Here is an 11,533-nt window from a genome sequence, read left to right on the forward strand (position 1 = left end):
GAAACCCCCGTTGTTTCCAACAATTTTATCCACAGATTCTGTGTAAAAAGGAAAAGCATTATGCATAACTATCAAAACATTCTCGTCGCCGTTGATTTTTCTACTCATAGTGAGCAGGCCTTGAGTCGCGCTAAGCAGTTAGCGGATATTTATTCTGCCGACTTACAGGTATTACATGTCACAGAGATGCCCACTTATCCTGTTTTAGAGGATATTGCGATTACGGGCTTGCCCGGTATCTGGTCGGATGAGGTGGCCGATAAGCTTCAGCAGGCCACATTGAAGCGTTTAGTCAGTATGGCTGAAAAGGAAGGTATTCCTTCTTCGGCTTGTGAAATTGTGGTGGGGGTGGCAAAACAAGATATTGTTAAACACGCGGAGCAAATGAAGGCCGATTTAATTGTTGTAGGACGACGCGGTGTATCGATGATTCAGCGTTTAATCGGCTCAACGGCGGACAGTATTTTGCATACAGCCTCTTGTGATGTGTTGGCTGTAAACTTAGGGGATAATGAATGAGTGTTTCTTATAAAGCGATCAGTCTTATTTTTGTGTTAGTTGCTTGGATGGCGCATCCCGCATTGGCACAAACTTTTAAGCAAGGCGATACGGTGTTTGTTGGTTTGCCTTCTACGAATATTCGTGATGATGCGTTTATTATTGGTCAAGTGACGCGCATCACCGAAAATGGCGATTATCAAATTAAAGTCGAAGACTATGTTGAGGGGCATGATTATGGCGCTTTTTGTACGCCTGTAGCGGTTTCAAATACCAGTAATGAGTACGGTGATGGCTGGGAGTTGTGGCAGGATACACGCAGTTTGCGTCAGCGTAATTTAGAGTATATTGTCCCGGCACAAAATGTGATGGCACACCGTTCTGGTCAATACCACTATATTGAGCGTAATAATACCTGGGTGGTATTTGGTCGCTGGTTGTCCGATGCGCCTATTTTGGCGCCTGAACGTATTGAGCGGGCGATTAATGGTTTAGAGCCAATTGGCTTAGTGGGCATGAAACCCGCGTTAGAGCTGGCCATTGCGCATCGTCTAGCGTTTTATGACCAGGGTTGGGGAAGGCCTTATTGGCCTTATGAAACGGTCACACCATTAAATGATTTAATAAGCCAGATTGCACATTTGTTAGAATCGGATGCCGCGTTGGCTAAGATTTGGTATCAACGCCCACGTGATCAGGCGTTAGTCTTACAGGACGTAAAGACTTTTTTCTTAATCAGTGCGCTGGATAAAATTGTGCAGGATGCCTATTACCAGCTGTACGAAAATCTTGAAAAGGCGGATGCGGCGGAAGTAGCATCCTTAACGCAAACCCTAGCGCAGTTAGGACGAGTAAAGCGTAATTGATTCAAGCCGGTTTAAACCGGCTTTTTTTGCTTAGCGTGGGTATTTGTAATATTTCTGATTTAAATAAACAGCTACATCAAGCACTTCGTCTTCAAACCAACCCGTATTTAAGTTAGTATTGCAAAAGTCTACGGCTTTAACTAAACGCTCAAAGTTCGGGGTTTTGGCTGTGCTGTAAGGATTAGCTGTATGACAGGATAGGCAGTTGGCTTCTTTATGAAGGGCCTTGCCAGACTCAGGGTTACCTTCAGCAAAACCAGTTGAGGATACGGAAAGTAAAACAGATGTAGCAAATAGTGCGATAACTTTTTTCATGACACTCTCCCAAGTTATTTGAAAAACGCAGTTTCATTGTAACCACAAATAAACTATAAAAAATTAAAACTTACTTATTCCCCGATAAATATTATTTGAGCCCCTTGTACGAGAAAAGCTTGTCAAATTACTATAAGCCCGTAAAAAAACCGATTGGCTGTTAAAATATCACCTTATTATTTAGATTGAATTTCCCTAATTCAGCACAATTAAACTAGTAAATAAAATCATGCCTGGTTAAACTACTTAATCTACGCCAGTGGCTGAATCCTGCGACTTCGAGCAGGATGACGGCTCTGGGTAAAAGAAATGGGGCATTGCGAGGAGCACAGCGATGCGGCCAACGAAGTCAGCGCGAAGCCTGAATATCTCAAAGGCGTGCTCAGTCTGTCAGAGATTGCCACGGCCTTCGGCCTCGCGATGACGGGCATTTTCTAAGCTTAATGGCAATGATGTTCAACGTGAGAGCGCCTTGGACTTGGGTTCGAGCGCTGTTTCATAGGTTAAATCGGTCTGCATTCCCACGCACAGCGTGGGAACGAGGTTAACTTGTTGATTTGTTATTTATTTAGGATGCGTTTTTCCTGATGGCGATGTGTCGTGGCTTACGCTTGGCGGTTATGGTTTATAATCAACAAATCTATTGTTAACCAAAGTAGGAGGCAACTATGAAACCATTTTATTTATCGCTGTTTAGGGCGTTCGCTGTGATGGGCGGTTTGGCGGTGGCGGGGTTGGCCGTTGCGCATGAAACCGATTATCACCATGTGCATTTTTATGATAGCTTTTTACAGCATTTGCCGAGCTTGGGCTTTTTTGTCGCGCTGTTAGTGGCGGGTTATTGGGTTTGGAGTAAGGGGCGCCGTTAAAGCTTTTAGAACCCTTTTAGAATCCTTTAGGAGTTAAGATTATGTGTGAAGATTGTGGCTGTAGCCTTGCGCCTTCAAAACCCGCTAAGCGGTTGGTGTTGGATAATTTGAAACTAAACCCGCAGTTGAATGACAGCAAAACGCTGCAGGTGATTCATCAGATTTTAGATAAAAACAATCAAGAGGCCGCGCATAATCGTGCGCACTTTGATAAAGCCGGGGTGTTGGCGCTTAATCTGATGTCGAGCCCGGGCAGTGGTAAAACCAGTTTGCTCGAAGCCATCGCCGATTTGCCAACGCGCCGTTTACGCTTTGGCGTGATTGAAGGGGATTTAGAAACCAACCGCGATGCCGAGCGTATCCAAGCCAAGGGCATTGTGGCGCATCAAATCCAAACCGGCACGGCCTGCCATTTAGATGCATTTATGGTGCACAAAGGGCTGCATGCGATGCCGCTGGATCAGCTAGATGTGTGTTTTATTGAGAATGTCGGCAATTTGGTTTGTCCGGCTAGCTATGATGTCGGCAGTCATTTAAATGTAGTGTTGCTATCGGTGCCAGAGGGCGATGACAAGGTGGATAAATATCCAGTGATGTTTCAAAAAGCCGATTTGGTGTTAATCACCAAGCTGGATTTATTGGCGCACTTTGATTTTGACCTCGACGCGGTGAAGGCGGCGGCGCGGCGGGTAAAACCGAATGTGGATATTTTGACCTTATCCACCCGTGATGCGAGCTCGATTGAGCGCGTGGTGGAATGGATTGAATTCAAACGCAAAATGCGTCATTAAGGAGAGGGCGAGTGTGTCTATCTATTCCTTCGCAAGTGGTGCGGATTGAACAGGATATCGCTTGGGTCGATACGTTGGGGATGCAGCGCCATGCGAGTTTGGCGCTGATGGGCGATGAGGTCAAGCTAGGCGATTATGTGCTGATTCATGTCGGGTTTGTGATGAATGTGATGGATGCCGAGGATGCCCAGCAGAGTTTAGCACTTTATCAACAGATGCTTGAGCAGGATAATGGCCGCGATGACGTGAATGACAATGCGCATCGCTTAGACCGAGAGTCAGTTTAAATGTCATTGGTGCTCAAAGATTTGTTTGATGGGTTTCGTGATCCAGCGACTTTGCAAGCCTTGGCTCATCAAATTGAACAGGCGGCGGCGCGCTTGTCAAAACCGCTGCGGATTATGGAGGTGTGCGGTGGGCACACCCATACCATTATGCGCTATGCGCTGCCTCAGCGTTTGCCGAAAAACATTGAATTTATTCACGGGCCAGGTTGTCCCGTGTGTATTATGCCCAAGGAGCGGATTGATCAGGCGATAGCCTTGGCCCAGCCAGCGAATCATATTCTGGTCACGCTGGGGGATATGTTGCGCGTGCCGGGCTCAACCCAATCCTTGGCAAAAGCGCGTTCACAAGGCGCGGATGTTCGCGCGGTCTATTCGCCGTTGGAGGCGTTGAGTCTTGCCCAACAACATCCCGATAAGCAAGTGATCTTTTTTGCAATTGGCTTTGAAACCACCACCCCAATGACCGCCGCGCTGTTAGCGCAAACCGAGGCGCTGGGTGTGCGTAATTTGTTTTTTCATATCAATCATGTGCTAGTACCGCCTGCGGTATCGGCGCTATTAGCCGAGCAGCCCTGTCATATTGATGCGCTGATCGCCCCCTCGCATGTGAGCGTGATAACGGGCGCAAAAATCTATCAGCCGCTCTTAGCGCGTTATGGCTTGCCAATGGTGGTTAGCGGGTTTGAACCTGTCGATGTGATGCAAAGTATTTTGCAACTGGTTGAACAAACCCTCGCCGGTGAAGCGCGTTTGGCTGTGCAATATAGCCGTGCGGTGGATTGGGAGGGTAATCTAAAAGCCCAAGCGCTAATCGCGCGTTTTTTTGAGCCGCGTGCGATGTTTCGCTGGCGCGGTTTGGGGGATATTGCGTTGAGTGCGCTTCAGCTTAAAGCGCCATGGCAGACGTATGATGCCGAAATTCAGTTTGCGAGCTTGTTATCCAATCAACCGATTGATGATCACAAACTCTGTATTTGTGGTGATATTTTACGTGGACGCGCCAAGCCGCAGGACTGTAAGGTGTTTGCTAAAGGCTGTGATCCTGAACGCCCTTTGGGCAGTTGCATGGTGTCGAGCGAAGGCGCTTGTCATGCCTATTATCGTTATGCCAAAGTGACACAAATCGAGGTGGAGGTAAGGTGAACAGGATTCAGTTAAGCCAAGGGGGCGGTGGGCTGGAAAGCCAAGCACTGATTTCACAGTTATTTTACCGTTACTTTAACAACCCGATTCTCGCGCAGGCCGAGGATGCCGCGCTGATGACACTTTCTGGCTCGCTGGCGTTTACCACTGATAGCTACACAGTGAGCCCGTTGTTTTTTAACGGCGGCGATATCGGTAAACTCGCGGTAGTCGGTACCCTGAATGATTTAGCGATGCGTTCAGCCAGGCCTGGTTGCCTCAGTGCGGGATTTATTATTGAAGAAGGCCTGCCCTATGCCGATTTGGAGCGTATTGTGGGTTCGATGGCGCAAGCACTGCAACAAGCAAACGCTCAATTAGTCTGCGGTGACACCAAGGTCGTGCCTAAGGGAGCGGTAGATAAGGTCTTTATTAATACCTCTGGTGTCGGTCAAGTGCAATGTCAACCCGCACCCGGCATGAACCAGATTCAAGCGGGCGACGCGTTGCTGATCTCAGGGGATATTGGCCGCCATGGTGCGGTAATTATGGCGGCACGCGAAGGTTTGGACCTCACCACGGAATTGCAAACCGATTGCGCACTCTTATGGCCACAGGTTGATGCGCTTATTCAAGCAGGCATCCACCTTCATGCGTTGCGCGATGCCACTCGCGGGGGCGTGGCAGCGGTACTCAACGAATGGGCGCAGGCGACAGGCTTGGGTTTGTGGATTGAAGAAGCCTATTTGCCCATCAGTGAACCGGTACAGGGTTTGTGTGAGCTGTTAGGGTTTGAAGCGTATGATTTAGCGAATGAGGGGCGGATGCTCATCGCCTTGCCAAAATCGCAAGTTGAGCAAGCCTTATCGATATTGCAGCAACTGACTGACAGCCAACAAGCCGCCTATATCGGCGAAGTACGTGCCGCCCAACCAAGTCGGGTGGTGATGCAAACTGCATGGGGTACCCAGCGCATTTTAGACTGGCCGAAAGGCGAGCTTTTACCGCGCATTTGTTAACCAGGATAATTGATATGACGCAAGATGCATGAATATTCAGTGGTGCAAGCCTTAGTGGATCAATGCGCCGATTATCTGCAACAGCACCAAGCCAGACAGATTGACAAGCTGGTGGTACAAATCGGTGAGCTAAGCGGCGTTGAACCCGCGTTATTTGCGCGGGCGTTTGATACCTTTAAGTTAAGCGAACCCGGGTGTGCGGATGCGGAGCTAGTGCTGCAGATACAGCCGATTATCTTGCAGTGTGATGACTGTGGTTATCAAGGCGAAGCCAAGCCGCATGACTACCGCTGCCCAAAATGCCAAAGCGGCGCGGTTCGGATAACAGCGGGTGAAGATCTATTGCTGATGCAATTGGAAATGCGTTAAGAATTAGGGCCTTGCTGTGTGTTACGGCCACTAAGTTAATGAGTATCTGGACGAGCATTTTCTAGTGATTCACAGCGTGGAAGCGGTTAATCATGCCTATTACTATGGTTTTTTGTATTATTAAGCGGCGTTTACCTTGGTTATTACAGATTCACCTAGAGAAGTGAACCTAACTCGGTGATAGAACCGTTATAATACTTAAATCGAAAAAATAATTTAAAGGGTTACTAATGGATCACGGTGTTCACAACAAGCTTGTTTCTTTTATCTGGAGTATCGCCGATGATTGTTTGCGCGATGTTTATGTGCGCGGTAAATACCGTGATGTGATATTGCCTATGGTGGTGTTACGCCGCCTGGATACCTTACTAGAGCCGACCAAAGAGGCGGTGTTAGACGAGGTTAAGTTCCAGAAAGAAGAAATGGACGCCGTGGAACTAGACGATGCGCCATTACGCGAAGCATCGGGTTATGTGTTTTACAATACCTCTAAGTGGACACTCAAAAGCCTGTTCAGCACCGCCACCAATAACCAGCAGATTTTACTGGCTAACTTTGAAGAATATCTAGCTGGCTTTAGCGATAACGTTAAAGAAATCGTTGAGCGTTTCAAACTCAAATCGCAAGTACGCCATATGGCCAGCAAAGACGTATTGCTGGATGTGCTAGAAAAGTTTGTTTCGCCCTACATAAACCTCACCCCGAATGAGATTGAAGACCCGAATGGCAATAAAATGCCCGCCCTAACTAATTTAGGCATGGGCTATGTGTTTGAAGAACTGATTCGCAAATTCAACGAAGAAAACAACGAAGAAGCCGGTGAGCACTTTACCCCGCGTGAAGTGATTGAGCTGATGACCCATTTGGTGTTCGATCCGCTTAAAGACAACTTACCGCTTACGCTTACCGTCTATGACCCAGCCTGCGGCAGTGGCGGCATGCTGACCGAGGCGCAAAATTTCATCGAAGAAAAATACCCCAGCGATAACCGCGATATTTACCTCTACGGCAAAGAAATCAACGACGAAACCTACGCCATTTGTAAATCCGACATGATGATCAAGGGCAATAACCCAGAAAATATTAAAGTCGGCTCCACGCTGTCAACGGATGAATTTGCGGGTAATAAATTTGATTTTATGCTCTCCAACCCGCCTTACGGCAAAAGCTGGGGTGCTGATCAAAAGTCGATTAAAGACGGCAAGGATGTGGTCGATCCACGCTTTAAAGTTGAGCTAACAAACTATTGGGGCGAAATCGAACCCGCCGATGCCACACCGCGCTCTAGCGATGGGCAGTTACTGTTTCTAATGGAAATGGTCAGCAAAATGAAAGACCCCGCCCATAGCGCCTTGGGTTCACGCATCGCTTCGGTTCACAATGGTTCCAGCTTGTTTACCGGCGACGCAGGCAGTGGCGAAAGCAATATTCGCCGTTACATTATCGAAAACGATAGCTTGGATGCGATTGTGCAACTGCCGAATAATTTGTTCTATAACACCGGTATTACCACCTACATTTGGTTGCTCAACAATAACAAACCCGATAACCGCAAAGGCAAGGTGCAGTTGATTGACGCCAGCTTACTCTATCGTAAATTGCGCAAAAATCTCGGCAACAAAAACTGCGAATTTGCACCCGAACATATTCAACAGATAGTACAAACCTATCTGGATTGCGCCTCAGTCGAGCGAAAAAAAGACGCCAATAACGACCCGATAGGGCTGGCGAGCAAGGTTTTTGATAACAGCGATTTTGGCTATTACAAAGTCACGATTGAACGCCCAGATCGTCGCAGTGCACAGTTTAGTAGTGATCGACTTGCCGATTTACGTTTTGACAAAAGCCTACTCGAACCGATGCAATGGGTGTATGACACCTATCGCGATGCCGTGTATCAAGCTGGCTTTTTAACCGACAAGGCCGATGAGATTATTAAGGCGCTCGAAGACCAACAAATCGAACTCAACACCAAGCAACGTAAAAACCTCCTTAACCACCAGGCCTGGTTAAAACAACGTGATCTACTGCAAACTGCAGAAGTGTTAATGGCTAAGGTGGGTACACAACAAACCGACGATTTTAATGGTTTTAGTGAGCAGGTGAATGATGCGATAAAGGCCGAGAAAATTAAACTCAGCGCCCCAGAGAAAAAAGCGATTCTCAATGCGGTCAGTTGGTATAACGAAGCGGCCGTTAAGGTCATTAAGAAAATTGAAAAACTAAGCAGCGATAAACTGACTCAACTCTTAAACCACTTGAACTGCACCGAAGCCGATTTACCGGATTACGGTTATTTCCCTACGGGTAAAAAAGGTGATTTTATCACCTGTGAATCGAGCAGTGATTTACGCGACAGTGAATCTATACCGCTCAACCAATCGATTCACGACTACTTTGCAGCCGAAGTAAAACCCCATGTGGACGAAGCATGGATTAATCTCGATTCAGTAAAAATCGGTTACGAAATCAGTTTCAATAAATATTTCTACCAGCATAAACCTTTGCGCTCTATGGAAGCCGTAGCGCAAGAAATTATTGCGTTAGAACAACAAGCCGAAGGCCTGATTGCCGAAATACTGGGCGTGTCAGTAAAAAAGGTGCAGGGTGATCTATGACGCTTGCAACTATGCCGAAATATGACCGCTATAAAGATTCAGGGGTTGAATGGTTGGGGGAGATGCCTGAGGAATGGGAGCTAATACCCAATAAACGTCTATTTACCTTAAAAAAGACCCAAGTAGGTAAGCGTTCTCATGATTATGATTTGTTGTCTTTAACTTTAAAAGGCATTGTTAAAAGAGATATGGAAAACCCTGAAGGAAAGTTTCCGGCTGAGTTTGATACTTACCAAGAAGTTAAAAAAGGAGACTTCGTTTTTTGTTTATTTGATGTTGAAGAAACTCCGAGAACTGTAGGCTTGTCTAATTTCGAGGGGATGATTACTGGCGCATACACGGTGTTTTCGGTTAATAAAGGCTTTGATAGGCAGTTTTTGTACTATTTTTATTTAAACCTCGACGCTACAAAAAGACTCAAGCCTTTGTATAGAGGACTAAGAAATACAATTCCTAAAGACTCTTTTCTAGGCTTTAAGTCATTTATACCTGCACTAAATGAGCAGGCTAAAATTGCCAACTTCCTCGACCAAAAAACCGCGCAAATTGATCAAGCGGTGGCGATTAAACAAAAGCAAATCGTCTTGCTGAAAGAGCGCAAACAAATCCTTATCCAAAACGCCGTCACCCAAGGCCTAAACCCCGATGCTCCAATGAAAGACAGCGGCATAGACTGGATCGGCCAAATCCCAGCCCATTGGGAGGTTAAGAGGACTAAGTACTTATTAAAAGAGATAGATGAGCGCTCGCAAACTGGGCAAGAGGAATTACTTTCAGTTTCTCATATGACTGGAGTAACCCCTAGGTCTGAGAAAAACGTAACCATGTTTATGTCCGAAGATTACTCTGGTTCAAAGCTTTGTCGTTCTGGTGATTTAGTTATAAATATCATGTGGGCTTGGATGGGAGCCTTAGGCGTATCAGATAGAACAGGTATTGTTAGCCCGGCCTATGGTGTTTTTAGAGAGCGTTTTCACAACACATTTAACCCTAAGTATTTAGAGCTTTTGTTGAAAACAACCAACTATGTCGAGTATTACAACAAAGTTTCAACAGGCTTGCACTCATCTAGACTTAGATTTTACGGTCATATGCTATTTGCCATGAAAATTGGTTTTGCACCTTTCGATGAACAAAATGAAATTGTCAAATTCATCGAAAAACAATCCCAGAAAATCGACCAAGCGATTGGTTTACAACAGCAACAAATCGATAAACTCAAAGAATACAAAACCACGCTAATCAACAGCGCCGTCACCGGCAAAATCAAAATCACTCCAGAGACTAGGTTAAAAGGATGATCAGAAATGTCTGTTTATAAGCTATTTTGCGATGAAAGCTGTCACCTTCAGCATGATGGAAGCGATGTCATGGTTTTGGGGGCTTTGCATTGTACTGCCAAAAAAGCCGAACAACTGACTCGTCATATTAAATGGTTGCGCCATCAACACGCATTCTCTCCGGAGTTGAAGTGGAGTAAGCTCCATAAGCATCAATGGCCGCTTTACCAAGCGATCATTGATTTGATTTTGGATGATCCCGAAGTCAATTTTAAAGCTACTGTAGTGCTAAATAAGAACACTTTAGACCACCAGCAGTACAATGCTGGGTCGCATAGTGATTTTTATTACAAGATGTTTTACTACACCTTGAGGGACTTCTTTAAGGAGGGCAATGAATATCGAATCTATTTGGATTACATGGACACGCTGGGGGCTGAGAAAACAAAAAAACTTTGTGATGTGTTACAGAAGGGAACGGGTTGGCCTTTGAATATCAGTACTACAATTGTTCAGTCCTATGAATCCCAATTGATTCAGGTGTCCGATTTATTGATAGGGGCTGTGGCTTATAAAAGTCGGTCAGATATTGATCATTTGAGTGCAATCAAGAATCAATTTGTAAATTACTTAGAGACAAAGTTGCGTCGTGGTTTGAATTGTTCAACTCCACCTTGGGAAGAAAGTTTTAACGTTTTTCGTTTTGTGCCGAGAGGGACGCAATGCTAACGGAACCATTGGCGCTTAACCGAATCGATGCAACTGAAATTATCGATGTTCTTTATGAAATATTTTGTCGAGATTTTATTGAAAGTGATACTTATCTTGCTGATCAAATTTATATCAATCCAAGAAGTCATCGAAAAGATGATGACAAAGAAATGGATTTTTGGCATTTGACGACAAGAGATGTTAAAGAAAAGGTTTGGGAAAACCGCAAACCGGTTTGGCGGGTTGTTGATCGCTATTTGGACTTCGATAGAGCAAGCCGTTTAGAATGGGTAAAGCAAATTTTGACTCACCATGATGATGAAAGCATTAGATTTTTTTATCACCGTGAAACCAATAGGAAAAAAGATATTCGTTTGTATTTATGGGCTTTTGAGGAGGATTTCGTTGTGATCTTGCAAAAACTAGGCAGATCCAGTTCGTTTTTGGTGACAAGTTTTTATCTAGATCATGAAGGGAAAAAGCGAGATTTTAACGCTCGATACCAAAACTATTTGAAAACAGATCCTGAGTTGTTTGAGTGTGAGTGGTTTTGAATAGAGGAAATGGTCGCCTATTATGGACCGGGCGATACGGTCACCTCTTTCTACTTAATAGTAGGTGAGCGAAGACAATTTTGATTGATTTAGGTGCCTGTGTCAATGTTAATAAATATTTTTTTAATTGAAACTTTACCTATAAGATAAAAAATTAGGATTAAAAGTTTAATTAAATTATTGGGTTAGGTTTTTTTTGTGTACAGGTTGGCCGATAATTGATCGTTGGGTGAG

Annotated in this window: 14 protein-coding genes; 13 read left to right on the forward strand and 1 reads right to left on the reverse strand. The window is 45.2% G+C overall.

What is annotated here, in order from left to right; genetic code table 11:
* The first annotated feature begins 60 nt into the window (after positions 1 to 60).
* On the forward strand, positions 61 to 519 hold the full coding sequence (locus NA59_RS00055) for a universal stress protein (RefSeq protein WP_044406054.1): 459 nt from the start codon (positions 61 to 63) through the stop codon (positions 517 to 519).
* Entirely contained in the window at positions 516 to 1,364 is an 849-nt protein-coding gene (locus tag NA59_RS00060; RefSeq protein WP_052501347.1) for a hypothetical protein, read from the forward strand. Before NA59_RS00055 ends, NA59_RS00060 begins: the two co-directional genes overlap by 4 nt.
* Before the next feature lie 30 nt (positions 1,365 to 1,394).
* Here NA59_RS00060 and NA59_RS00065 read toward each other — a convergent pair whose 3' ends face one another.
* The gene (locus NA59_RS00065) at positions 1,395 to 1,679 is read right to left on the reverse strand and encodes a hypothetical protein (RefSeq protein ID WP_044406057.1); all 285 of its coding nucleotides are present in this window, start codon (positions 1,677 to 1,679) and stop codon (positions 1,395 to 1,397) included.
* A 309-nt stretch (positions 1,680 to 1,988) separates the two neighbouring features.
* Here NA59_RS00065 and NA59_RS15650 point away from each other — a divergent pair, with 309 nt between their 5' ends.
* The 11 genes from NA59_RS15650 to NA59_RS00115 all read left to right on the forward strand — a co-directional run bounded on the left by NA59_RS15650 (position 1,989) and on the right by NA59_RS00115 (position 11,299).
* Positions 1,989 to 2,117 carry a hypothetical protein gene (locus NA59_RS15650; RefSeq protein ID WP_269763813.1) on the forward strand — a complete coding sequence of 43 codons (129 nt, stop codon included), beginning with the start codon at positions 1,989 to 1,991 and terminating at the stop codon, positions 2,115 to 2,117.
* Positions 2,118 to 2,347: 230 nt separating this feature from the next.
* Complete coding sequence (locus tag NA59_RS00070) at positions 2,348 to 2,548, forward strand: hypothetical protein (protein ID WP_044406060.1); 201 nt, start codon at positions 2,348 to 2,350, stop codon at positions 2,546 to 2,548.
* 41 nt (positions 2,549 to 2,589) lie between these two features.
* Positions 2,590 to 3,339 (forward strand): hydrogenase nickel incorporation protein HypB, encoded by a 750-nt coding sequence (hypB, locus tag NA59_RS00075; RefSeq protein WP_044406062.1) that lies wholly within the window; start codon positions 2,590 to 2,592, stop codon positions 3,337 to 3,339.
* An 11-nt stretch (positions 3,340 to 3,350) separates the two neighbouring features.
* The gene (locus NA59_RS00080) at positions 3,351 to 3,626 is read left to right on the forward strand and encodes a HypC/HybG/HupF family hydrogenase formation chaperone (RefSeq protein WP_044406064.1); all 276 of its coding nucleotides are present in this window, start codon (positions 3,351 to 3,353) and stop codon (positions 3,624 to 3,626) included.
* Positions 3,627 to 4,769 carry a hydrogenase formation protein HypD gene (hypD, locus tag NA59_RS00085; protein ID WP_044406066.1) on the forward strand — a complete coding sequence of 381 codons (1,143 nt, stop codon included), beginning with the start codon at positions 3,627 to 3,629 and terminating at the stop codon, positions 4,767 to 4,769.
* Positions 4,766 to 5,767 carry a hydrogenase expression/formation protein HypE gene (hypE, locus tag NA59_RS00090; protein ID WP_044406068.1) on the forward strand — a complete coding sequence of 334 codons (1,002 nt, stop codon included), beginning with the start codon at positions 4,766 to 4,768 and terminating at the stop codon, positions 5,765 to 5,767. Before hypD ends, hypE begins: the two co-directional genes overlap by 4 nt.
* A 24-nt stretch (positions 5,768 to 5,791) precedes the next feature.
* On the forward strand, positions 5,792 to 6,136 hold the full coding sequence (hypA, locus tag NA59_RS00095; protein WP_044406071.1) for a hydrogenase/urease nickel incorporation protein HypA: 345 nt from the start codon (positions 5,792 to 5,794) through the stop codon (positions 6,134 to 6,136).
* Positions 6,137 to 6,366: 230 nt separating this feature from the next.
* Positions 6,367 to 8,754, forward strand: a complete 2,388-nt coding sequence (locus NA59_RS00100) for a type I restriction-modification system subunit M (RefSeq protein WP_044406074.1) — start codon at positions 6,367 to 6,369, stop codon at positions 8,752 to 8,754.
* On the forward strand, positions 8,751 to 10,055 hold the full coding sequence (locus NA59_RS00105) for a restriction endonuclease subunit S (protein WP_044406076.1): 1,305 nt from the start codon (positions 8,751 to 8,753) through the stop codon (positions 10,053 to 10,055). Before NA59_RS00100 ends, NA59_RS00105 begins: the two co-directional genes overlap by 4 nt.
* A 6-nt stretch (positions 10,056 to 10,061) precedes the next feature.
* On the forward strand, positions 10,062 to 10,763 hold the full coding sequence (locus tag NA59_RS00110; RefSeq protein ID WP_044406079.1) for a DUF3800 domain-containing protein: 702 nt from the start codon (positions 10,062 to 10,064) through the stop codon (positions 10,761 to 10,763).
* Positions 10,757 to 11,299 (forward strand): hypothetical protein, encoded by a 543-nt coding sequence (locus NA59_RS00115; RefSeq protein WP_044406082.1) that lies wholly within the window; start codon positions 10,757 to 10,759, stop codon positions 11,297 to 11,299. Before NA59_RS00110 ends, NA59_RS00115 begins: the two co-directional genes overlap by 7 nt.
* Positions 11,300 to 11,533 lie beyond the last annotated feature (234 nt).

Origin of the sequence: Thiomicrospira microaerophila (assembly GCF_000934765.1) — a bacterium.
Taxonomy (GTDB): Bacteria; Pseudomonadota; Gammaproteobacteria; order Thiomicrospirales; family Thiomicrospiraceae; genus Thiomicrospira; species Thiomicrospira microaerophila.

Excerpts from the sequence above, each read along its gene's own strand:
- NA59_RS00055 (WP_044406054.1), top strand. The coding sequence starts at position 61 with ATGCATAACTATCAAAACATTCTCGTCGCCGTTGATTTTTCTACTCAT.
- NA59_RS00060 (WP_052501347.1), top strand. The coding sequence starts at position 516 with ATGAGTGTTTCTTATAAAGCGATCAGTCTTATTTTTGTGTTAGTTGCT.
- NA59_RS00065 (WP_044406057.1), bottom strand. The coding sequence starts at position 1,679 with ATGAAAAAAGTTATCGCACTATTTGCTACATCTGTTTTACTTTCCGTA.
- NA59_RS15650 (WP_269763813.1), top strand. The coding sequence starts at position 1,989 with ATGGGGCATTGCGAGGAGCACAGCGATGCGGCCAACGAAGTCAGCGCG.
- NA59_RS00070 (WP_044406060.1), top strand. The coding sequence starts at position 2,348 with ATGAAACCATTTTATTTATCGCTGTTTAGGGCGTTCGCTGTGATGGGC.
- hypB (WP_044406062.1), top strand. The coding sequence starts at position 2,590 with ATGTGTGAAGATTGTGGCTGTAGCCTTGCGCCTTCAAAACCCGCTAAG.
- hypD (WP_044406066.1), top strand. The coding sequence starts at position 3,627 with ATGTCATTGGTGCTCAAAGATTTGTTTGATGGGTTTCGTGATCCAGCG.
- hypA (WP_044406071.1), top strand. The coding sequence starts at position 5,792 with ATGCATGAATATTCAGTGGTGCAAGCCTTAGTGGATCAATGCGCCGAT.
- NA59_RS00100 (WP_044406074.1), top strand. The coding sequence starts at position 6,367 with ATGGATCACGGTGTTCACAACAAGCTTGTTTCTTTTATCTGGAGTATC.
- NA59_RS00105 (WP_044406076.1), top strand. The coding sequence starts at position 8,751 with ATGACGCTTGCAACTATGCCGAAATATGACCGCTATAAAGATTCAGGG.
- NA59_RS00110 (WP_044406079.1), top strand. The coding sequence starts at position 10,062 with ATGTCTGTTTATAAGCTATTTTGCGATGAAAGCTGTCACCTTCAGCAT.
- NA59_RS00115 (WP_044406082.1), top strand. The coding sequence starts at position 10,757 with ATGCTAACGGAACCATTGGCGCTTAACCGAATCGATGCAACTGAAATT.